This is a genomic window from Streptomyces sp. NPDC050121, assembly GCF_044460385.1.
In the GTDB taxonomy this organism is placed as follows: Bacteria; Actinomycetota; Actinomycetes; order Streptomycetales; family Streptomycetaceae; genus Streptomyces; species Streptomyces soliscabiei.
Genome location: NZ_JBITJV010000067.1, coordinates 1 through 22,656 on the forward strand (window position 1 = coordinate 1; position 22,656 = coordinate 22,656).

At 67.2% G+C, this 22,656-nt stretch carries 17 protein-coding genes and 4 pseudogenes; 13 read left to right on the top strand and 8 right to left on the bottom strand.

The annotated features are described in order from the left end of the window. Window positions 1-193: 193 nt before the first annotated feature. On the bottom strand, window positions 194-913 hold the full coding sequence (locus tag ACIBTS_RS46845; protein WP_399327725.1) for an alpha/beta fold hydrolase: 720 nt from the start codon (window positions 911-913) through the stop codon (window positions 194-196). Between the two features lie 77 nt (window positions 914-990). Continuing rightward, window positions 991-1,941 (bottom strand): alpha/beta hydrolase, encoded by a 951-nt coding sequence (locus tag ACIBTS_RS46850; protein ID WP_399327727.1) that lies wholly within the window; start codon window positions 1,939-1,941, stop codon window positions 991-993. A 282-nt stretch (window positions 1,942-2,223) separates the two neighbouring features. On the opposite strand from ACIBTS_RS46850, the gene ACIBTS_RS46855 reads away from it, so the two are divergent. The 5 genes and pseudogenes from ACIBTS_RS46855 to aceE all read left to right on the top strand — a co-directional run bounded on the left by ACIBTS_RS46855 (window position 2,224) and on the right by aceE (window position 8,918). Continuing rightward, a complete protein-coding gene (locus ACIBTS_RS46855; protein WP_399327729.1) occupies window positions 2,224-2,694 on the top strand; it encodes a carboxymuconolactone decarboxylase family protein in 471 nt (156 codons plus the stop codon). Window positions 2,695-2,862: 168 nt separating this feature from the next. Then, complete coding sequence (locus ACIBTS_RS46860; RefSeq protein ID WP_399327731.1) at window positions 2,863-3,810, top strand: alpha/beta fold hydrolase; 948 nt, start codon at window positions 2,863-2,865, stop codon at window positions 3,808-3,810. 14 nt (window positions 3,811-3,824) lie between these two features. Then, window positions 3,825-5,357, top strand: coding sequence for an MFS transporter (locus tag ACIBTS_RS46865; RefSeq protein WP_399327733.1), 1,533 nt, complete (start codon window positions 3,825-3,827; stop codon window positions 5,355-5,357). 129 nt (window positions 5,358-5,486) lie between these two features. Continuing rightward, entirely contained in the window at window positions 5,487-5,981 is a 495-nt protein-coding gene (locus tag ACIBTS_RS46870; protein WP_399327735.1) for a cupin domain-containing protein, read from the top strand. A 249-nt stretch (window positions 5,982-6,230) separates the two neighbouring features. Next, window positions 6,231-8,918, top strand: a pseudogene (aceE, locus tag ACIBTS_RS46875) (pyruvate dehydrogenase (acetyl-transferring), homodimeric type). A gap of 447 nt (window positions 8,919-9,365) precedes the next feature. Here aceE and ACIBTS_RS46880 read toward each other — a convergent pair. Further along, window positions 9,366-9,929, bottom strand: a pseudogene (locus tag ACIBTS_RS46880) (PP2C family protein-serine/threonine phosphatase); the annotation flags it as partial. Window positions 9,930-10,111: 182 nt separating this feature from the next. On the opposite strand from ACIBTS_RS46880, the gene ACIBTS_RS46885 reads away from it, so the two are divergent. Then, window positions 10,112-10,864 (top strand): SDR family oxidoreductase, encoded by a 753-nt coding sequence (locus ACIBTS_RS46885; RefSeq protein WP_399327737.1) that lies wholly within the window; start codon window positions 10,112-10,114, stop codon window positions 10,862-10,864. A 232-nt stretch (window positions 10,865-11,096) separates the two neighbouring features. Here the strand turns inward: ACIBTS_RS46885 and ACIBTS_RS46890 are convergent, their stop codons facing one another. Next, on the bottom strand, window positions 11,097-11,939 hold the full coding sequence (locus ACIBTS_RS46890; RefSeq protein ID WP_399327739.1) for an alpha/beta fold hydrolase: 843 nt from the start codon (window positions 11,937-11,939) through the stop codon (window positions 11,097-11,099). Between the two features lie 803 nt (window positions 11,940-12,742). Between ACIBTS_RS46890 and ACIBTS_RS46895 the strand changes: the two genes are divergently transcribed. From ACIBTS_RS46895 to ACIBTS_RS46925, 7 genes and pseudogenes are all read left to right on the top strand, one after another. Continuing rightward, window positions 12,743-13,690 (top strand): RNA polymerase subunit sigma, encoded by a 948-nt coding sequence (locus ACIBTS_RS46895; RefSeq protein ID WP_399327741.1) that lies wholly within the window; start codon window positions 12,743-12,745, stop codon window positions 13,688-13,690. A gap of 322 nt (window positions 13,691-14,012) precedes the next feature. Further along, a pseudogene (locus ACIBTS_RS46900) lies at window positions 14,013-14,642 on the top strand (sigma-70 family RNA polymerase sigma factor); the annotation flags it as partial. Window positions 14,643-14,878: 236 nt separating this feature from the next. Beyond that, a complete protein-coding gene (locus ACIBTS_RS46905) occupies window positions 14,879-16,579 on the top strand; it encodes an L-aspartate oxidase (protein ID WP_399327764.1) in 1,701 nt (566 codons plus the stop codon). Between the two features lie 82 nt (window positions 16,580-16,661). Further along, window positions 16,662-17,261: a YceI family protein gene (locus tag ACIBTS_RS46910; RefSeq protein ID WP_399327743.1), complete on the top strand. Its 600-nt coding sequence runs from the start codon at window positions 16,662-16,664 to the stop codon at window positions 17,259-17,261. Between the two features lie 68 nt (window positions 17,262-17,329). Then, window positions 17,330-18,463, top strand: a complete 1,134-nt coding sequence (locus ACIBTS_RS46915; RefSeq protein ID WP_399327766.1) for a low temperature requirement protein A — start codon at window positions 17,330-17,332, stop codon at window positions 18,461-18,463. Between the two features lie 103 nt (window positions 18,464-18,566). Further along, window positions 18,567-19,001, top strand: a complete 435-nt coding sequence (locus ACIBTS_RS46920) for a cupin domain-containing protein (protein WP_399327745.1) — start codon at window positions 18,567-18,569, stop codon at window positions 18,999-19,001. Window positions 19,002-19,148: 147 nt separating this feature from the next. After that, a complete protein-coding gene (locus ACIBTS_RS46925) occupies window positions 19,149-19,490 on the top strand; it encodes a hypothetical protein (protein ID WP_399327747.1) in 342 nt (113 codons plus the stop codon). Between the two features lie 315 nt (window positions 19,491-19,805). Here the strand turns inward: ACIBTS_RS46925 and ACIBTS_RS46930 are convergent, their stop codons facing one another. From ACIBTS_RS46930 to ACIBTS_RS46945, 4 genes and pseudogenes are all read right to left on the bottom strand, one after another. Beyond that, window positions 19,806-20,234, bottom strand: a complete 429-nt coding sequence (locus ACIBTS_RS46930; RefSeq protein WP_399327768.1) for a VOC family protein — start codon at window positions 20,232-20,234, stop codon at window positions 19,806-19,808. Window positions 20,235-20,325: 91 nt separating this feature from the next. After that, complete coding sequence (locus ACIBTS_RS46935; RefSeq protein ID WP_399327749.1) at window positions 20,326-21,354, bottom strand: Dyp-type peroxidase; 1,029 nt, start codon at window positions 21,352-21,354, stop codon at window positions 20,326-20,328. A gap of 101 nt (window positions 21,355-21,455) precedes the next feature. Next, a complete protein-coding gene (locus tag ACIBTS_RS46940) occupies window positions 21,456-22,280 on the bottom strand; it encodes a hypothetical protein (RefSeq protein WP_399327750.1) in 825 nt (274 codons plus the stop codon). A gap of 272 nt (window positions 22,281-22,552) precedes the next feature. Then, a pseudogene (locus ACIBTS_RS46945) lies at window positions 22,553-22,642 on the bottom strand (PIG-L family deacetylase); the annotation flags it as partial. Between the last annotated feature and the right edge of the window lie 14 nt (window positions 22,643-22,656).

A 22,656-nucleotide genomic window follows, 5' to 3' on the forward strand; every position in this document is an offset into this window, starting at 1 on the left:
TCCGAGTAGTCCTTCATCGCCATCGGCGGTCTTCTCGCTTCCTCCGGATCAAGCAGATCCAGTATCAGCGTGTCCACCACTCAGGGGGAGGCTCCATGAGTCGACGCCGAGGTGCGCCCTGGCGGTACGGGTAGGTGGCCGATCGCATGCACGACCGGCCACCCGACAGTGCTGTGCTCAGGGAGCCGTCCGCTCAGGCAGTCGCCTGCGCCGCCTCGTTGATCAGGCGGGCGACATCACCGGGATGCGAGACACTGACCGCGTGGGAAGCCTTGAGACTCACAAACGTGGCCTTCGCACGCTCAGCCATGAAAGTCTGCGCCTGCGGCGGAATGTTCCGATCCTCGGTGGCCACGAGGACCCATGCCGGAAGGTCCTTCCACGCAGGGGCTGAGGCGCCCTCTGCCAGCGCGGCATCGGTCACGGGACGTTGGGTGGCGGCCATGATCGCCGCGGTTTCGCCGGGGACGTCGGCGGCGAACTGGTGAGGGAACTTGCTCTGCTCGATATAGAGATCCGTGACCTGCCTGCCGTCGGGCAGCGTGACCGGCACCGGGCGCAGCGTCTCTCCGAGAGTGCTGCCGGGGAACTTGCCCGACAGGGTGGTCGCGCTCTCGCCCTCGTCGGGCAGGAAGGCCGCGACGAAGACGAGCGCCTTGACGTTGTTCAGTCCCGTCGCGGCGTTGCTGATGACCGACCCACCGTAGGAGTGGCCGACAAGGACGACCGGGCCGTCGATGGAGACGACGAGTTGCCTGACGTGATCGGCGTCGTCGGCCAGTCCGCGCAGCGGGTTGCTGGCGGCCACCACCGGGTAGTCGTGGGACTGGAGCCTTTCCACGACGCCGTTCCAGCTGGAGGAGTCCGCGAAGGCGCCGTGGACGAGGACGATGGTTGGTTTGAGTGCACTCACGAGATTGGCCTTTCCTTTGCTGGTGCGGCATGCGCGGCACACCTGGGCTGCCGCGGGGCATTACGACTCGATGGGTGTCAGTTGGTTCCCAGAGCCTTGCGCAGAACGTGGATGGCCTGCTCGATCGCCGCGCTCGAGGCCTGGGTTCCGCGGACCGTGTTCAGCATCATGAAGTCGTGCAGACTGGCGTTGTAGCGGATGCTCGTGGTCGGCACGCCGGCCTGGGTGAGCTTGCGGGCGTACGCTTCACCCTCGTCACGCAGTACGTCGTTCTCGTCGACGATGACGAGCGCCGGCGGCAGACCCTGGAGGTCCTCCAGTGTGGCGCGCAGGGGTGACGCGGTGATCTGGGCGCGCTCGGTCGGGTCGGTGGTGTAGGCGTCCCAGAACCATTCCATGGCCTTCGCCGTCAGGTGCGGGCCGTGGGCGAAGGCCTTGTAGCTCTCGGTGTCCTGGGCTGCGTCGGTGACGGGGTAGTACAGCGACTGGTGCAGGAAGGTCACGTCGCCGCGCTGCTTGGCCATGTGGGTGAGGGCCGCGGTCATGTTGCCGCCGACGGAGTCACCGGCGACGACGATACGAGACCCGTCGAGGGCTTCTTCGCTTCCCTTGGTGGTGATCCACTGGGCGGTGGCGTAGGCCTGTTCGATGGCGACGGGGTACTTCGCCTCGGGTGAACGGTCGTATTCGACGAAGACCAGGGCCGCCTTGGCTCCCACTGCCAGCTCGCGCACCAGACGGTCGTGTGTACCGGCGTTGCCCAGAATCCAGCCGCCGCCGTGCACGTACAGGATCACGGGCAGCACACCGCTACTGCCGACAGGCTTGACGATGCGCACCCTCACGTCACCCACATGGGCGGGGACGGTGATCCACTTCTCGTCCACGTCGAGCTTCTCGATGGGCTGGGCCTGCACGTCATCGAGCAGCTTGCGGGCACCGTCGACGCCGAGTTCGTACAACAGCGGCGGCTTGGCGGTCGCGTCGGCGAACTCCTGCGCGGCGGGCTCGAGAATGATGTCACTCACGGTGTGCTCCTTCAGAAATGGTGGAGTTTCACAGGACTTCCACACCATCAGACCGGCCTAGGAGCCGATGTGTGACACACCAAGGAAAAGGGAAACAAGGCGGGCGATTACGGCGCGAGGTGATCCGTGCACGGGCCTTCCTCCGGCCAAAGCACTGAAGCCCCGCCGGTAGCCGCCGGCCCCACGGAGGAGAGCCGGGCGTCGTCGGCGAACGCTGTCACAGATCGAGGGCGGTCCCGGTCAGTGCGTTGTAACGGTCCCATATTCCGAGGAGATCCCGTCGTGGACGCACGTATCAACTACTTCGGCAACGCCCTTGCGGGCAAGGTCATGAAGCACCTGAACTCGGCCGCCGGTGTGCTGCACTCGGCACTTCCGCCGGCCACTCTGGAACTGGTGAACCTCCGTGCCAGCCAGATCAACGGCTGCGGTTTCTGCACTGACATGCACACCAAGGACGCCATCGCCGCGGGCGAGGACCAGCAGCGTCTGAACCTCGTGGCCGCGTGGCGTGAGGCCACCGTCTTCACCGACGCCGAGCGTGCGGCACTGGAGCTGACCGAGCAGGGCACCCGCATCGCGGACGCCGCGGGCGGTGTGTCGGACGAAGCATGGGCGAACGCCGCGAAGCACTACGCCGAGGACCAGCTCGCCGCGCTGATCTCTCTGATCGCGGTCATCAACGCCTACAACCGCATCAACGTCATCAACCAGCAGCCCGCGGGCGATTACAAGCCCGGCATGTTCGGCTGAGACGTCCGCTCGGGGCACACCTGGTAGCCACTGTCAGTCTCCTGGCCGTCCTGGTACTCGACCAGGAGACGGGCGCCGTGCCGAGCGACCGCCCATGTTGCCCTGGCCCCCGCATGCCTGCGGCGTCTCGTGGCCACCCCCACTCGTACCGGAACCCAGAGGACTCTCATGCCAGATCGCCCCGCACTCGCCCCTCTGCGACGAGTCAGAACCGACGTGCTGGAGGTCGCCTACTACGAGACGGGTCCCGCCGACGGTGACACTGTGCTGCTCCTGCATGGTTTCCCCTACGACGTCCACAGCTACGTCGACGTGGCCCCGCTACTCGCCGAGGACGGTTTTCGGGTCGTCGTCCCCTACCTGCGGGGACACGGGCCTACCGCGTTCCTCTCCGAAGCGTCCCCTCGTTCGGGTCAGCAGGCCGCCCTGGGAGCCGACGTCATCGCGCTCATGAACGCTTTGGGCGTCGAGCGGGCTTACGCAGCCGGATACGACTGGGGCGGACGCGCCGCCAACATCGCCGCGGCCCTGTGGCCCGCGCGGATCCTGGGGCTGGTCTCGGTCAACAGCTATCTCATCCAGGACATCGGCGCGGCGACGACCCCCGTGGCCCCCGAACTGGAGGCCGGGTTCTGGTACTTCTACTACTTCCTCACCGAGCGAGGCGAGGCCGGTCTGGCCGCCGACCCCACTGGTGTCGCCCGGGTCATCTGGAAGCGGAACTCCCCCCGGTGGCCCTTCGAAGAAGAAGATCTGGCCCGAGCGGCGGAGGCATTCCGGAATCCCGACTACACCGACGTCGTCATCCATTCGTACCGGCACCGGCTCGGCTTCGCGCCGGGCGCCGAGGCGTACGTGGATCTCGAGAGCCGTCTCGCCGAGCTGCCCGCGATCACGGTTCCCACCGTCACCCTCGAGGGCCTGGCCGACGGCAACTTCCCGGCGACGGACGGCTCGTCCAGCGCTCACCACTTCACCGGTCCCCGGTTGCACCGGCGAGTGCCGGACGCCGGTCACAATCTGCCGCAGGAACGCCCGGAGGCGTTCGCAGCCGCCGTGCGTGACGTGCGCGCCCTGCGGCAGGAACACGCCGGACGCGACGGCTTCGCCAACTGACGCCAGGACGCGACATGACTTCATCTCCGTCACCGGACGATCGGGGTCCCCTCCGTATCGCCAGTGCGCGCGGCCGGTGGACCCTGCTGGCCACCGTTCTGGGATCCAGCGTGGTGATGCTCGGCTCCACCGTGACCAACGTCGCGCTGCCGCACATCGGCGCCGACTTCGACGCCGACCTCGGCGTTCTGCAGTGGACCGCGAACGCCTACATGCTCACTCTGGCTGCCCTCATCCTGCTGAGCGGCTCGCTGGGCGACCGTTTCGGACGGCGTCGCCTCTTCGTCATGGGCATCGCGTGGTTCGCGGTGGCCTCCCTGCTGTGCGGTCTGGCTCCCGACACCACCACGCTGATCACCGCCCGAGCACTGCAGGGCGTCGGCGGCGCCCTCATCACCCCCGGCTCACTGGCGATCATCGAGGCCTCGTTCCACCCGGACGACCGGCCTCGCGCGATCGGCCTGTGGTCGGGATTCGGCGGTATCGGCGCGGCCCTCGGTCCGTTTCTGGGCGGTTGGCTGGTGGACGGCCCCGGCTGGCGCTGGACCTTCCTGCTCAGCGCCGTGCCGGCGCTTGTGTGCCTGCCCGTCGCGCTACGTCACGTCCCGGAGTCCGTGGGCACGCCCCGGCAGGACAGTCTCGCAGTCGTCGCCAGCGGCGGATGGCGGCTCGGCTTCGACATCCCCGGCGCCGTGCTGGGTGCTGTGACGCTCGCCCTGGCCACCTACGCACTGACCGAGGCCCGGGACGGCGGACCGGTGGTCCTGGCCGCGGCCGTGGGCAGCGTCGTGGCGGCCTTCGCGTTCCTGGTGGTGGAGGCACGCAGCAGCGACCCGATGATGCCGTTGTCGATCTTCTCGTCCCGGCAGTTCCGCTCCGTCAACCTGATCACGCTGTGCGTGTACGCGGGCACGGGCGGGTTCTTCTTCCTGACCGCTCTGCAGTTGCAGATCGTCGTCGGATACTCGGCGCTGGCAGCCGGCGCGGCCATGCTGCCCAACACGGTGCTGATGCTGCTGTTCTCGTCCCACGCCGGCATGCTGGCCCAACGCCTGGGGCCGCGAATCCCCCTCACCGTCGGTCCGCTGGCGTGCGGGGCCGGCATGCTGATGATGTTGCGGGTCGGCCCCGGCACGTCCTACCTCCACGACGTCCTGCCCGCGCTCATGGTGATGGGTACCGGCATGGTCATCATGGTCGCCCCGCTGAGCGTCACTCTGCTGTCATCGGTGGAGGCCGCGAACGCCGGGCTGGCAAGTGGCATCAACAACACCGGAGCCCGCGCCTCCGGCCTGGTCTCCGTGGCAGCGCTGCCGCTGCTGGTGGGGATGGGGCCGGACGCCTACCGATCAGGCGCCGCCTTCGACGCGTCGTTCAGCCGGGCCATGCCGCTGTGTGCGGGCCTGTTGGTCATCGGCGCGTTGGTGGCCTTCTGCACGCTGCGGCAGGCCGACACGGCCCGTCATCCGTTGCGCGGGCGGGCGCACGGCTGGCTGATGGAGCCCCCGTTGGTGTCCCGGTTCGCCCATCACCACGTCGTCGACTGACGTCTCCTTCCGGGGGCGCCCTGTGTCACATCGGTGGGTGTTCATCGGTCTCATTGTGAAGAGGACCGCTGTTCAGCGGCCCGCGCCTGCGCGTCACCGCGTGTCCGTCACAGGAAAAGGAATCGCGACATGTCGTACCCGTATCCGGAGCAGAAGTACTGGGGAGAGGACGGCGAGGTCAGCGCTGTCTACCGGCCTGCCACCACACCGCCGGCCATCGGCGAGAGCGGAACCGGCAAGGACGCCACCCACTATCTGGCGACCACTGACACCACGCGGGGTGAGTTCGGCCTGTACCGGGTGGAGATGAGGCCGAGGGCGGGTGGACCCAAGAAGCACTTCCACAAGCGGATCTCGGAGTCGTTCTACATCCTTGACGGCACGGTGCGTGTGTTCGACGGTGTGCAGTGGGTCGACACGCGCAAGGGTGATTTCCTGCATGTGCCCCAGGGCGGGCTGCACGCCTTCCGCAACGACTCCGACGCCCCGGCCGACATGCTGCTGCTGTTCACACCGGGCGCACCACGTGAGGAGTACTTCGAACAGGTGTCGCAGCTGGCGCACGCCTCGGAGGAGGAGCGTGCCGCGTTCTTCGACAGGCACGACTCGTACTTCGTCGAGTAGCAGCGTGATCAGCGGCCCCGGTCCCGAGCCTCTCACCGCGGTTCGGACGGGAGCGTCGTAGCAGGCGCCGCCGCCTCATCACCGCGAGGACCGTCGCCGGGCTCCGCGACCACGGGGTGGAGATCGTGCCGGTCCCCAGCTCAATGTGCGTTGCCCCCAGCAGGGCGGCGGCATCTGTCGCCGCCCGTGCGACACCGACATTTCCGCTGCCGGCAGTCCCACTCTCCACGCCGCGACAGGAAGGCCGCCATGAATGATCCGTCCCGGCCCACTGACTCCTCTGCGATCAGTGAGCTCGACCAGATACCCGACCGTGACCACGAGGAGACCGCCGAATGGCAGGCCTCCCTCGACGCTGTGGTGCGGAACGCCGGGCCGGAGCGGGCGGTGTACCTGATGCGACGGGTGCACGAGTTCGCGGCACGGTCCGGAATGTCCCTGCCGGGGCTGCTGTCCTCGGACTACATCAACACCGTCCCGGCCTCCGCGCAGCCGGAGTTCGACGGGGACCTGGAGATGGAATCCAGGATCACCGCGCTCAACCGGTGGAACGCGGCGGCGATGGTCACCCGCGGTTCGCGTCTGGGACTGGGCGGCCACATCTCCACTTACGCGTCTGCGGCCTGGCTCTACGAGATCGGGTTCAACCACTTCTTCCGGGGCAAGGACGGTGACGGATCGGGCGATCAGTTGTTCCTGCAGGGGCATGCCTCGCCGGGCATCTATGCCCGGGTCTTCCTTGAGGGGCGCCTGAGCACGGAGCAACTGAACGCTTTCCGCAGGGAGGCCGGCGGCCACGGCCTGCCGTCTTACCCGCACCCGCGCCGACTGCCATGGCTGTGGGAGTTCCCGACGGTGTCCATGGGGCTGGGTCCGCTCAGCGCGATCTACCAGGCTCGGTTCAACCGTTACCTCCAGGCCCGCGGCATCAAGGACACCTCCGCCTCACGGGTGTGGGCATTCCTGGGCGACGGGGAGATGGACGAGCCGGAGTCGATCGCCGCTCTCACCCTGGCGTCCCGCGAGGGCCTGGACAATCTCACCTTCGTGGTCAATTGCAACCTGCAACGCCTGGACGGGCCGGTCCGGTCGAATTCCAAAATCGTTCAGGAGCTGGAGGCCCGGTTCCGCGGCAGTGGCTGGAACGTGGTCAAGACCCTGTGGGGCGAAGCCTGGGACCCGCTGTTGAACGAGGACACCACCGGCGACCTGGTGCGGCGCCTGGGCGAGGTGCCCGACGCGCAGATGCAGACCTTCGCCGCGCGGGACGCCGCCTACATACGCAAGAACTTCTTCACCGGCGATGCTCTGTCCGCCGTCTCCGCCTCGCTGAGCGACGCCCAGGTCGTGGAGCTGTTCGAGAACTCCCGCGGCGGGCACGAGCCGTTGAAGGTGTACGCCGCCTACCGGGCCGCCATGGAGCACCGGGGCGCACCGACGGTGGTCCTCGCCCAGACGGTCAAGGGTCACACCCTCGGCTCGGCAATCGAGTCCCGCAACGCCAACCACCAGATGAAGAAGCTCACCATGGAGCAGTTCCGCGAGATGCGCGACCTGCTGGAGCTTCCCATCCCCGACAGCGCGCTCGCTGGTGAGCAGGTCCCGTTCTGGCACCCGGGGGAGAACTCGCCCGAGGTGCTGTACCTGCACGAGCGGCGGGCGGCGCTGGGCGGCCCCCTCCCCGTTCGCCGGGTGATCGCCAAACCGCTGCCGGAGCCGCCCGCCAAGCCCTTCGAGGCGCTGGAGAAGGGCTTCGGCCATCAGGAGGTCGCCACCACGATGGCGCTGGTCCGCCTGGTCAAGGACCTGATGCGGGACCAGCGGACCGGGGCGCGCTGGGTGCCGATCATCCCCGACGAGGCCCGCACTTTCGGGATGGAGTCGATGTTCCCCACGGCCGGGATCTACTCACCGCTGGGCCAGAACTACGACCCGGTCGACGCCGACCAACTGCTCTACTACAAGGAGAGCAAGACCGGGCAGCTGATCATCGAGGGCATCACCGAAGCGGGTTCGGTGGCCGAGTTCGCCGCCGCGGCGACCTCGTACGCCACGCACGGTGAGCCGATGATCCCGTTCTACATCTTCTACGCCATGTTCGGGTTCCAGCGCACCGGCGACCAGTTCTGGGCGCTCGGTGACCAGATGGGTCGCGGCTTCGTCATCGGCGGCACCGCCGGACGCACCACCATGACCGGCGAGGGGCTGCAACACGGTGACGGGCACTCGCACTTGCTGGCGTCCACCAACCCTGCGGTGATCAGTTACGATCCGGCGTTCGCCTTCGAGATCGCGGTGATCGTCCGGGACGGTCTGCGCCGGATGTACGGCGATCAGCCGGAGAACGTCTTCTAGTACCTGACCGTGTACAACGAGCCCAAGCACCAGCCGGCCATGCCGGCGGTACCGGGTATCGAGGAGGGCATCGTCCGGGGCATCTACCGGTTCCGGCCCTCCGAGCCCTCCGTGACCGGCCCCCGGCTCCAGTTGCTGTCCTCCGGTACGGCTATTCACTGGGCCCTTCGAGCGCAGGAGCTCCTCGCCTCCGACTGGAACGTACACGCCGACGTGTGGTCGGTGACGTCCTGGACCGAGCTGCGGCGCGACGCGATGAACGCCGACGCCGCCCGCATGCGCGGCGAGGAGCGCACTCCCTACGTCACCCGGGCGCTGGCCGGTGCGCCAGGCCCGGTGCTGGCCGTCAGCGACTGGATGCGGCAGGTACCCGACCAGATCAGCCAGTGGGTCGAGCAGGACTATTACTCCCTGGGCACCGACGGTTTCGGTCTCTCCGACACCCGTGCGGACGTGCGCCGCCACTTCCAGGTGGACGCCGAGTCCATCGTGGTGACAGCGCTGTACCGGCTGGTCAGGACGGGGCAGGTCGCCTCGGAGACCGTCGCGCAGGCCCGTACCCGCTACGGCCTCGACCAGTGAGCGGGCGGGGTGTCGCAACCCGGGCCTGCTTGACGCGGACCGTGGACGACACGTTCCGGTGGCGGACGGGACCGCCGAGGTCGGCGCCGAGGTCGCCGTCATCGGCACACCGAGCGCGATCCCGGCGTCCGCGCCCACGTCACCGTCCGATTCCGCCCCGACAACCGCTGCATCGGCCGCTGTCCCATGACCACCGGCTCGTGGACGGCGCGGACGCGGCCCGCTGTCCGATGACGGTCACGGGGATCCCGGATGCTGCCGCGTTCGAGGGCTATCTGTTCCCTGATGCCGCGGGGTGAGGCATGCCGGTGAGATCGACGGACGACGCCGGCTCTCACGGAGGCAGTGAGGTGTTCCCGTCCCGCCGACCGGTCCTGGCTCCCTTCACCGGGGAACCGGGACCGGCTGCACGCGTGCGGAATTCCCCGCCGCCCGAGTCCACGGGGTTCAGAGTCGGGCGGACCTGTTCCATCCCAGGTGCAGGACGGCCACGTCGTCCAGCAGTCCCCCGAAGGGGGCGGCCAGCAGCGACGCGCCCCGCACCAGGGCATCGACGAAAGCCTGGGGTTCCAGGTGGGCGTACCGGGCCGCCAGGCGAAGCAGTCCGTCCTCACCGAGCCTTCCGCAGGCGGTACGGCCTTCGTAGAGTCCGTCAGTGAAGAGCACCACGCTGTCCCGGTCTGTGAGGGCCATCTCGATCTCGGACCAGTCCCCCCGTCCGGGAAAGAGGCCCAGCGCAATGCCCGGCTGCGGCTCCACCCAGCTGACCTTGCCCGAGTGCCGGTGCAGCAGCCCCGGGTGGCCTGCGCTGATCATTCGGACAGACCGCCCGTGGGGAGGGAACACCAGGGATACGACGGTGGCATAGGTGTCCTCGTCCGGCCGTTCGTCGACCAGAATCCGTTCGAGCAGGCGCAGTCGTTCCAGTTGACTCTGTCCGCACAGGACGGCGGTGTGCCACGCCAGGCGCAGGTGTACGGCCAGGGCGGCCTCGGCAGCGCCGTGCCCGGCCGGGCCGGTTCGTACATGAGACAGGCGAGGCATCGGATCTGTGACACACAGCGTCGAGGAACGTCGTGTGGGCCGTGCCGCCACTACGCGCCGCACACGATGCGCCCGGCGCCATGTCACACATACCCACTCTGTCCTGTCACTAGTGGTACGGAAACCCCAACAATCAAGGAGGAACCATCATGAAGGTCGTAGTCATCGGTGGAACCGGTCTCATAGGCTCCAAGGTGGTCGGCAAGCTCACCGAGCACGGCCACGAGGCGATTCCGGCCGCGCCCAACACCGGGGTGAACACCCTGACGGGCGAGGGCCTGGCCGAGGTTCTGCAGGGCGCTCAGGTAGTGGTGGACGTGTCCAACTCCCCCTCGTTCGAGGACGACGCGGTCATGGAGTTCTTCCGCACCTCCACCACGAATCTGCTCAAGGCCGAGAAGGAGGCAGGTGTCAAGCATCACGTCGCGCTGTCCGTGGTGGGCACTGAGCGGCTCCAGGAGAGTGGCTACTTCCGTGCCAAGCAGGCGCAGGAGGAGCTGATCAGGGACTCCGGTGTTCCGTTCTCCATCGTGCACTCAACCCAGTTCTTCGAGTTCATGAAGGGCATCGCGGACTCCGCCACCAAGGACGACAACACGGTGCATCTGGCCCCCATCGCGATCCAGCCCGTCTACTCCGACGACGTCGCCGCCGCGGTGGGCCGTACTGCCGTCGGTGAACCGGTGGGAGGTGTCGTCGAGGTCGCCGGACCGGACACGTTCCAGCTGGACGAGCTGATCCGCAAGGGCCTGGCCGCCAAGAACGACCCGCGCACGGTCGTCTCCGATCCCAAGGCCCCCTACTTCGACGCCCAGTTGGAGGAGAAGACGCTGCTGCCCGGTCCGGACGCGCGCCTCGGCGAAACGCGATTCACCGACTGGATCGCGCGGCAGGGGAAGTAGAGCCGGAGAACGGCCAGGGCTCGGGATCCGCTCCCACGCGACAGCACGACGGCCGGTACCGGGACACTCGTCCGGCACCGGCCGTTGTCGTATGCCCATCCAGGTCGAAAGGGTTTTCGCCGTCCCCGACATGTGACGGGCCGGCTCGCGAAGGGCCGGCACCGGGCACTCATGGGATCGGGACGGACCGTCTGGTCCGTCCCGATCCCATGAGCGACATGCGTAGGAGGCGTCAGCGCACCGAGTGCGCAGCGTCCTCGATGACGTCGGTGACCCTGCCGGGCTGTGAGACGCTCACCGCGTGCGACGAGCGGACCTCAGTGGTGTGGGCACCTGCCCGCTTGGCCATGAACTCCTGAGCCTTGGCCGGGATGTTGAGGTCCTGCGTGGCAACCAGGACCCAGGAGGGAATGGTCTTCCAGGCCGGCTCGGCCGCGCCCTCGACCAGGGCGGCGTTGGTGATCGGTCGCTGGGTGACGGCCATCAGGTCGGTCTTGTTGCGGGGCACGTCGGCGGCGAACTGGTGACGGAACTTGTCATTCTGGATGTAGAGGTCGGTGCCCTGGGAGCCGTCCGCCTCGGTGAACGGCACGGAGCGGAGGGCTTCGCCGAGGGTGCTGCCAGGGAACATGCCCGACAGGTCGGCCGCGCTCTCGCCCTTCTCGGGGAGGAAGGCGGCGAGGTAGACCAGCGCCTTGACGTTCTTGTTGCCGGTGGCCGCGTTGCTGATGACCGAGCCGCCGTAGGAGTGCCCGGCCAGAACGATGGGACCGTCGATGCCCGCCAGGACGTCCTTGAGATAGGCGGAGTCGCCCCTCAGGGAGCGCAGCGGGTTGGCGACCGCGACGACCGGATAACCGTCGCGGCGAAGCCTCTTGATGACGTCGTTCCAGCTGGTGGAGTCGGCGAAAGCGCCGTGGACCAGGACGACGGTGGGCTTGGGACTCTGGACACGGGCGCCCTTGTCGGCGGAGGCGGGAGCGACTGCGACGGCCAGCAGGCCCGCGGCGACGCTGGCCCCGGCGACAACGGTGAGCGGGGTACGGGACCGGCGGGCGAGGGATGAGCGGAACATATGCAGATACCTTTCGAGGTTGTGCAGACGCGCCGACTTCTGGTGGAAGGAGCGCGGCGCTGATGGTCGGCGGCCCGCGACAGCCCACTGCTGAGGCGGGACTGGGGCCGTGTACGGCGGCGCGGTCGGCATCGTTGGTGCGACGCGGAAGCCAGGTAGGAGGCCGGCCGGCAACGTGGACATGCCGGTTGCCAACCGCCGGGCGGGGACGGCCGGTTGACTCGACAGTCCCACTCACCGCCTTTCGCCCTTATGACAGGACGCTCATCGAATGTGTGACATGTGCCCCTCGCCGCCGCGGACTTGAGAGGTGCGGGCCCGGCCGGTCCCTGTCACCTACGGGGTCGTCACTCAGTCCCGCAAAGAGCGACAGCGCCGACGCGGTGCGCGCCGAACCGCGACGTGCCAACAGCGGTCCGGAGCAGGAAGCTCGCGGCCAGGTGCCCGTCGCGGCCGAGCGGGTCGAGGTGCAGCGTCTGCGCCAGGATGCCAGCGGGCGTTCGGTTCCGGACACTCCCACTGAACCCAGGACATCTTGGAAGACATCGCGCGTCGGCCCACCTGGGCATGCATCCGACCGCATCTCAAGGTCACCCACGCGTTCGCGGGCACTTTGCGCCTCCGCGTTACTGCTCGTGTCACATGATCCATGCTTTTCCGGTCTGCACTGTCGAGAACACCGTGACGAGAAGGTGGGACAAGACACGTCGGGACAGCGCGCTCGGTCCACCGAGGCCGTTCCGGACGTCGGCCGAGGCGTCGCGGTGTTGGCGATGGAGGGCCGTGTGAGAGGGAAGATGCCCATGGACCAGGCCGATGACGCGGTGCCGATCGCGGAGATGCTTGACGAGCGGCAGCAGCTGCTGGACGTGGCCTATTGGATGTTGGGCACAGGTCCCGATGCCGACGAAGTCGTCACCGAGACCTACCGGCGGTGGTACGGCCTGTCCGATCCGGAGAGGGCGCGGATCGCGGAGCCGCTCTCCTGGCTGGTGAAGACGGCGGGCACCATCTGCCTGACGTGCCTGGCCATGCCCGAGCGGCGAGGACCCGGTGCGGCGGGGACAGCCGGCGATACGACGATGAGAACTTGCCCGTCCTTGGCGGACGAGGTCAGCGAGGTTCTCCTGAACGCGTTGGATTCCCTGTCCCCGGCCGAGCGGGCAGCGTTCGTCCTCAATGATGTTTTCGCGATGGCGCCCCAGGTGGTCGCCGAGATCGTGGGCCGGACGGAACGAGAATGTGCCGAACTCGCCGCACGGGCCCGTCACAGCCTGCGGATCAGGCGTTCGAGCCCCACCATGGGCCAGCAGCACGACCGGATGGTCCGGGCGGTTCGTGAGGCCTGCGCCGCGGAGGACTCCGCCCTCCTGTCATCTTTGCTGGCGCCCGACGCCACGGCCTTCTTCGACGGCGGCGGCAAGGTGCGGGCTCTCGTCCGGCCGGTCCACGGCGCCCTGAAGGTCGCCCGCAGCCTGCTCACTCTGCTCTCCCAGCGCCCCCGTACCGCACTGGACCTCCACTCCGTCAACGGCCAGACGGGGATCGTCGTGCGCTACGACGGTCAGGTCGCCGCCGTGATCAGCTTCGACACCGCCGACCACCACGTCGTCCAGGTCTGGGCCGTTCTGAACCCCGACAAATTGCGGCTCTGGAACCGGCCGGATGCCTCTTCCCGTGTACCTCGGGTGCCTGGTGTATCCGGTGGGCCTGGTGGGTCGAACAACGTGTCCGCGACAGATCGGGACTAAGAGCATCGTTGGCATAGTGTGATCATTCTGTCGACAGTGACAGTGTGAGATATCCGCACTTTGGTACGAGTTCCCGATGTTTGTGCTCACTGCGGACAACCACCCCTGGCAGATCTGTAACGGAATGAGGGTGTGCCCGGTCGAGGAGAAGACGCAATTGACCTGGTGCCCGCCTTGTGGTGGCACCGGACTCTGTGTCGGCCGGCCCTTCCCCTGTGCGCGTGCAGCCAGAGCAACCGTCTCCAGGCGCCCACGGGGATCGGACCGTCACACGGTGTGCCATCGACAGCACCGGTCCTGACAGGAACGGAGACAGAGGAACATGCATCTTGACAAGCCCTCCACTGCGAGCACGATGGACGAGGCCGTTTCTGTCTTCGTGGAGCTCCGTCCACGTCTTTTCGGTATCGCGTACCGCTTGCTGGGAAGCGCGGTGGAGTCCGAGGACGTGGTCCAGGAGGTGTGGCTGCGCTGGCAGAAGACAGACCGCTCTGCGGTGGTGAGTCCCGTCGCATTCCTGTCCAAGGCAACCACCCGGCTGGCCATCAACGTGGCCCAGTCCGCCCGCGTGCGGCGTGAGACCTACATCGGCCCATGGCTACCCGAACCCATAGACACGAGCAACGACCCCGAGGTCGGCGCGCAGCGGGCAGAGGCCCTCGAACTGGCCCTGCTCCTCGTGCTGGGCAAGCTGAATCCGACCGAGCGGGCCGCCTACGTGCTGCGTGAGGCATTCGACTACGCCTACGCCGATATCGCGGAGATACTCGGGTTCACCGTCGTCAACGTGCGCAAAATCGTGAGCCGGGCCCGTAAGCACCTGTCGGCCGACCACCGGGAGACCGTGGACGCGGCCGAGCACCGGCAACTTCTCAACACCTTCGTCTCGGCAGCGCGTACCGGGGACATCGGGTCCCTGGAGGCTCTTCTGACACCGGACGCCGTCTCTCTCCCCTGCTGACAATGGCCCAATGAGGCGTCGCTCAGAGTTTCCCCCCACCGACCGTGCGGACATGCCGCGACGTTCGCACTCGCGCGCTCACCGTCCTCACACGCATGAGTAACTGCGTGTCGAGCGCTGACGTTGCCTTCGCGATGTCACAAACCACCGACGGACCTGGTCCTAGTCAGTGACCACCCGGAGCGATGGGAGCAATCGTGGCTATCACCGAACAACGTCTTTCCACCATGGTGCTGGTGATCGGTACCGGCGGGGCCGGCCTCAGAGCGTCGATCGAGCTGGCCGAGGCCGGTGTCGATGTCATGGCCGTCGGCAAACGCCCCAAAGAGGACACCCACACATCCCTGGCCGCCGGTGGGATCAACGCAGCCCTGGCCACGATGGACCCCGAGGACAGCTGGCAGCAGCACGCCGCCGACACCCTCAAGGAGAGCTACCTACTCGGCGATCCCCGCACCGCCGAGATCGTCACCCAGGGCGCCGCCCTGGGCATCGACGACCTGGAGCGCTACGGCATGGCCTTCGCCAGGGAGGAGGACGGCCGTATCTCGCAGCGCTTCTTCGGCGCGCACAAGTTCCGGCGCACCGCCTTCGCCGGCGACTACACGGGCCTGGAGATCCAGCGCACCCTCATCCGACGCGCGAGCCAGTTGAACATACCCATGCTGGACACCGTCTATATCACCCGCCTTCTCGTACACGACGGTGCTGTCTTCGGTGCTTACGGCTTCGAACTCGCCAGCGGACAGCGTTACCTCATCCACGCCGACGCCGTGATCCTGGCGGCCGGCGGCCACACCCGCATCTGGCGACGCACCTCTTCGCGCCGTGACGAAAACACCGGCGACTCCTTCCGCCTGGCCGTCGAGGCCGGTGCCCGGCTGCGCGACGCGGAGTTGGTCCAGTTCCACCCGTCCGGAATCATCGAGCCGGAGAACGCCGCGGGCACCCTCGTCAGCGAGGCCGCCCGCGGCGAGGGCGGCATCCTTCGCAACGCCCTCGGCGAGCGATTCATGACCCGCTACGACCCACAGCGCATGGAACTGTCCACCCGCGACCGCGTGGCCCTCGCCTCCTACACCGAGATCAAGGAGGGGCGCGGCACCCCCAACGGCGGCGTGTGGCTCGACGTCTCCCACCTGCCCCGACAGACGATCATGAACCGACTGCCCCGGGTCTACCAGACGCTTCTGGACCTCCAGATGCTCGACATCACTCGCGAGCCCATCGAGGTCGCCCCCACGGCGCACTACTCCATGGGCGGTGTCTGGGTCCGTCCCGAGGACCACAGCACGGACGTCCGCGGCCTGTACGCCATCGGAGAGGCGTCGAGCGGCCTGCACGGCGCCAACCGTCTCGGTGGCAACAGCCTCATCGAGCTTCTCGTCTACGGCCGCATCACCGGCCAGGCTGCTGCCGCCTACTCCGAGTCACTCACCGCCCAGCCCCGTTCCACGGCGGCCATCGCGCAGGCCCGTGGCGAGGTCGACGAACTCCTCGCCGCCGATGGCCCCGAGAACGTCCGCGCCCTCCAGCGTGCCATCCGCAACACCATGACCGAACACGCGGGCGTCGTCCGCGACGAAGAGGGCCTACGAACCGGTCTGGCGGAACTGGACACCATCGAGAAGCGGATGGAGAACGTCGGCGTTCACCCCGACATCGCCGGGTTTCAGGACCTTGCGCATGCCTTCGACCTCAAATCGGCCGCCCTGGCGGCTCGCGCCACCCTCGAAGCGGCACTCGAACGCCGAGAGACCCGCGGCTGCCACAACCGCAGCGACTACCCCGACATGGATCCCGCCCTCCGCGTCAACCTCGTGTGGTCTCCGACCACAGGAATCACCCACGAAAGCATTCCCTCCATCCCGGAGGAGATCACCTCACTCATGGAGGACGTCTCCACCGACGGAAAGCTCGTCGAGTGACGCACAGCGGGAGACCACGCGGCTTCCCGCCCCAGACGCGCGCGCCTTGTCACCGCAGTAACCGTAGAGAAAGCCATTCACCATGCTCACAAAACGCGACCGAACCGCTTCTCCCGGACCCGGCACATACGCGGCCCTCACTGGTGCCTACACCATCGATCCGGCCCACACGACCGTCGGGTTCTCCGTCCGGCACGCCCTGATCTCCAACATTCGCGGCAGGTTCGACCGTCTCGAGGGCCTCCTCCTGCTGGACGGCTCCGACCCCTTCCGGTCGACGGCCTACATGAGTGTCCAGACCGACAGCATCGACACGGGGATCCAGGAACGCGACGCGCATCTGAGAGGACCCGAGTTCTTCGACTCCGCGACGTTTCCCCTGATGGCCTTCCGCTCCACGGGAATCGTCCAGCGCGGCGACGACGAGTTCCGTCTCACCGGCAGCTTGCGCATCAAGGACGTCGAGCTGCCGCTGGACATCGATCTCGTCTTCGGTGGAGCCGCCGACGACGTCGACGGACAGCTCCGGGTCGGCTTCGAGGGCAGGGCCACCCTGCGCCGTTCGGACTGGGGGCTCACCTGGAACACGACTCTGGAGGCAGGAGGCGTGCTCGTCAGTGACAAGGTGACTCTGGCCCTGGACATCTCGGCGGTACGGATCGAGCAGGACGCGGCGGCGTGAAGGCGGTGAGGTCGTCGAGGGTGACCGTTCTTGAGTCCTCGCTGCCCTCCCGTGCCTGGCACCGGCCGATGCTCGCCCGCCACGCCGGTGAGGAACACCGCACCGCCACCGGGCTGGAGTTGTTCTTCGACCTGTGTTTCGTCGCCGCCGTCGCTCAGGCAGCCTCGGGGTTCGAGCACGAGATCACAGCGGGCCGTCCAGGTCACGGCCTTCTCAATTACGCACTCGTATTCTTCGCAATCTGGTGGGCCTGGATGAACTTCACCTGGTTCGCCTCCGCCTACGACACGGACGACGTCCCCTATCGTCTCCTCACCCTGGTCCAGATCACCGGAGCTCTGGTCATGGCCGCAGGGGCCACCAAGGCCCTGGAGCAACAGGACTTCCAGATCATCACGTGGGGTTATGTCGTCATGCGGCTCGCCATGGTCAGCCAGTGGCTGCGCGCCGCGTACACGGACCAGGAACGCCGGCCGTCGGCCCTGCGGTATGCCGTCGGTATCTCAGTCCTGCAGATCGGCTGGGTGGTCCGCCTGGCTCTGCCCCACGAAGGCGGTATCGCCTCGTTCGTCGTCCTCGCAGCCAGTGAACTCGCGGTGCCCGTCTGGGCCGAACGCGCCGTGGGCACCACGTGGCACCCGCACCACATAGCCGAGCGATACGGGCTGTTCACCCTGATTGTGCTCGGCGAGTCCATCACCGCGGCTGCCCTTGCCGTCCGCACCGCCCTGAACACCCATGCGGAAGTCGGCTCCGTCCTGCTCATTGCACTGGGGGGCATCCTGACTGTCTTCGCCCTGTGGTGGCTGTACTTCGCCCAGGACGCACCGCGTCGCCTCAAAACCCAGACCACGGCCATGCTGTGGGGCTACGGGCACTACGCGGTGTTCGCCTCAGCAGCGGCTGTAGGGGCCGGACTAGCCGTCAACATCGCGCATCTCACTGCCCACGGCGCTCTCACCGACATCCAGGCCGCGGCCACGTACACGGCGCCCGTCGCCGTCTTCATCACCTGCGTGTGGCTGCTGCACCGGCGGGCCGCACAACTGCCACCCAAGGCGGACATCCTTCCTCCGGTCGCGGCTCTCGCCGTCCTCGCCACCACCTTCACGACGGTCGCCGTATTGTGCACTGGCGCCCTCGCATCGCTCCTGATCGGTGCGTCCCTCGTCGTAGCCCATCGCGAAGCCAGCGAGTCCTGAACCGAGCGGCGCGGGCGTGCCCCAACTTCTGACGCTCCGTCAGCCGACTGCCCAGAATGCCTCTGGGCGGTCACCACATTCCCGGAACCCGAAAGGCATTACCATGCGCAACTTGCTGCGTGCAGCAGGTGTCGGTGCAGCGTGCACCGCGCTTTCACTCACCTCGGCGGTCGCCCAGGCGACTCCCGGAGGTCCCGGCGTAACCGGCAAGGTCCTTGTCCAGAAGACCATCGGGGACCGGGACTACATCCTCCGAGAGGTCACCGTTCCGCCCGGCCAGGGAACGGGCTGGCACTACCACGACGGCACCCTGTACGCATATGTCAAGCAGGGAACGCTGAGTCACTTCGATGCGACGTGCGCATCCGACGGCGTATACGAGCAGGGCAGCTCCCTGAAGGAACCGTCGGGCGCGGACCACGTGCACCTGGGCCAGAACCGTGGCACGACGGACGTCGTGCTGGAAGTCCTCTACGTGCTGCCGCACGGCGCCCCGTTCGCCGAGGACGCCCCCAACCCCGGCTGCACGTTCCAGTAGCCCCGGCGCGCCACACACGGCCGCGTCCTTCGTACGGGACGCGGCCGATCGCCGACAGCTGTCACAGCTCCTCCCGCTGCCCGGTCAATCGGGTGTCAGCAGCTTGTGGTGGCATCCATCCGGGCCCCGCAGCAAGGAGGAAGCAGCATGGCAGGGACGCAAATCAGTCGAGGCACTCGGGCAATCACCGAAGGCCCGCCGACGGATTTCGGGCACGAACCGAGGGAGGGCGGGAAGATGCTCCGAGGCACCGACCGACACGCCGATCCCGTCGCCGCGACTGCGTCGCTGGCGGCAGAGGCCGCCCTGCTCGAGGGGCGGCTGCGCCAGCTCCGAGAGGCCATCCACACGGTGGACGCACGCATCGAGTCGATCTCCGAGACCCTCCGGAAGCTGCGCCACACGGCGTCCGGGCCGGATAACGGCGAGTCTCGCTCGGGCGACTCAGACGATGCCGGCCCCGGTCACGCGGCGACGCGCCACCACTGACGGACCGAGCAAACACGCGGAGTCTGTCGTCCCGGGTCGTCGGGGCGCGGCATGCGAGCTGACTGGTCCGCCCACTTTCGTCCCCGACCGGTGCCCAATGACTCCGTACAGCGGGCTTTCATGTGCGGTGTCGGCCGCGGCGTCCGGTCGCGTGGCCGTACGACCACCGAGGGGACTCGGACGTCCCGAGCCGCCCTGGATCGCTGCGCACCTGAGCAAGCGCTGGCCGAGACCGCGTCGGCTCGGTCTCGGCCAGCCGGCACCAGAACAGGAGCCGGGGACCGCCCTGTGACCGTGGGCGAACCCGTCCGGGATTCAGCTCGTTGCCTCCTGAAGCACCCATCCGTTGCCGTCCGGGTCGCTGAATGCCGCGTACGAGCAATAACTGCGGCGTTGCGGATCAGGGCCGCTGACTCGCCTCTCATCCGTGCAGCGGTGGAATATCTCGCTCGTGTCGTGGAAGATACCGCCCATCTCTATACCCCTGGCGAGAAGCTCTTCGTGGGCCTTCACGATGTCGGAAACGATGAGGTGGAGCCCCTGCGCCGAACCGGGAGTGGCAGTGGTGACCCCGACGCCGAAGAGAATCGAGCATGGCGAGCCGGGGGGAGTCATGTGCACCACCCGGTAGGTTTCATCGGTGACGTGATCGGCATCCAGGCGGAACCCCACCGCTTCGTAGAACGCTCTGGCCCGGTCCACGTCGGAGACGGGCAGAACCACGACTTCCAGCTTGAATTCCAATGTCGTCATCGCTTTCACGGACGGAGGCTTGGCACCACCTGGTACCACGGCCAGAAACGGTGTCGTCATCTCGGATGACAGCTCATTCCGATTACGGGAAGGCCGATCCTGACGGGGATCGGGATGATGGGTTCCTGCTCTCGGAAGGAATGGCGGCGGAAGCCCCAGCGTTCGGCTGCTCGGGAAGACCCTCCAGGAAGGCCGCCGCCGGCGCGAAGAACATGGAACCTGTCACCGGGACGGAGAAGTCCAATATGCGGTCGTGCGGCGCCGACGCCGTGCCCAGGAACATCCGCTCCAGCATCTTCTCCGTCACCTCGGGGGTGCGGGCGTAGCCGATGAAATACGTGCCGAACTCCGCACGCCCCACGGCGCCGAAGGGCATGTTGTCACGTAGGATCTCGAGTTCTTTGCCGTCCGCGTCGGTGAGGCTGGTGAGGGCGATGTGTGAATCCGCAGGTTTGACGTTGTCGGCGAGCTCCACGTCGGACAGCTTGCGTCGGCCAATTGCTCTCTCCTGCGCCTCGACGGACAGGTCCTCCCATGCGTCGAGGTCGTGCAGGTACTTCTGCACGACGACGTAACTCCCGCCCGAGAAGGACGGATCCTCGTCGCCGACGACTACTGCGGCGTGCGCCGCGGGACCCGTCGGATTCTCCGTTCCGTCGACGAAACCCAGCAGGTCGCGTTCGTCGAAGTACTTGAAGCCGTGCACCTCGTCCTGGACTGTCACTGCTTGGCGCAGTCGGCTCATGATCTCCGTGGCAAGCGCGAAGCACAGGTCCAGGCGGGAGGCGCGGATGTGGAAGAGCAGGTCGCCCGGGGTGGCGACGGCTCGGTGCACCGGACCGTTCACTTCCCGGAAGGGGTGGAGCCGGGCCGGACGCGTCCCGGAGAACAGGCGGTCCCAGGCGTGCGAACCGATGCCGGTGACGCAACTCAATCTGCCGTCGGGCTGGGCACGGAATCCCACGGCCCGTTCCAGCGAGCCGATGTCCGACAGCAGCTCACGGACGATGGTCTCGCCGCCGCTGTCGATCGTCGCAACGAGAAAGATCGCCGCACTGGTCAGCGGGGACAGAACCATCTGAGGCACCGGTTCCGCGACATCTCCGGTCATGAGCGTTTCCCTTCCAGCCGGCAGCGGCAGATGTGTCATCTGATCACTTCGGTATCCGTGTGAAAGCGTGCTGGACGACAGAACTGGCCTTGTGCGCGGCCTCAACGCCAGTAATCGTCCAGGCGATCAGTTCGAGACAACTCGCCTTTCTCCTGGTGTGTCAACGGATGCGCGGTAGCAGCATGCTTGATCGCGTGGAAGGCATCCTTGTCGAGGACACCTTTGGATTGCAGCTCTTCCAGCAGCAGGGCCAACGCGTTGGTGTTCGCGCACGCCTTCTCCATGGTCCGGTCGAGTTGCGGTTGGTTCACCAGAGCAAGAGGATCGAGCGCCGCTTGCGACTTGCCCTCATCGGCGATCAGGACCAGGTTGTGACGACGGGCTCCTTCCCCGGCCCGCTGCCACACGCGGCGCCCGAAGCGCATGCGCAGAGGTTGGTCACTGATGCCTCGGCGGATGACGTCGAAGAACTCATGCGTCTTCGTGAGAAGCTCATCCAGCCGCTCATTATCATCATCGGACACCTCGGTGACGAACGTCGCCGTGATCGTCTCCTCGTTGAAGTCCTCTCTGTACCTGGTCGGAACGAGAGTGAGTCCTTCGATCTCGAGAGCGGAGACGTGGAGCTCCTCCACCTCCTGGATCTCCGCCTTGTAGATGTAGATCTCGGGTCTGCGTCCTTGGGAGACGGCGGTCCAGCCCTCCGAAACGCGCCAGGTCGCGTCAGTCCCCTGAATGTGCGTTCCATTGGCCGTGGAGGCCGCCTGGAGCTCGGCGTCCAGTTCTTCGTGCCGTTCGTCCGGCACATGGAACTCGAGCGCGAAGCGGCGCAGGGAACGACCATTGTGGACGGAATCGACGGCAGGCAGCTCTGCGGCCATGAGTTCGCGGACCGCGCCGAGCAGGGTGAGGTGCAGTGTCGTCATTGCCGATTCTCTTCCATGCCGGTCTCAGGGGTCTTTTCCCGACGTCTCGGACGGCCGCCAGTCACACGATCCGCTCGGAACACAACAGTGATTTCCACACTATCACTGCACATACCGCGACGGCGGTGGGGTATCGACCGGAGCGGCCGACTGTCCACACGCTGTGTCACACCAAGCTGTGCGGCCTCCGCCATGGCGTGCGTTCAACCGGCACCAGCACGCGGCAGAGATCAGTGACCCGGCAGCCCACGCCTCATCGGCTGAACAGTTGATTCTAGGTCGTCGGGATGGGCCACCACCGCGAGGGCACGCTGCCAGTCGGTCGGCATCGGTTGCAGTTGACCAGGCGTCGACTGGATCATGGTTCGTTCCCTTG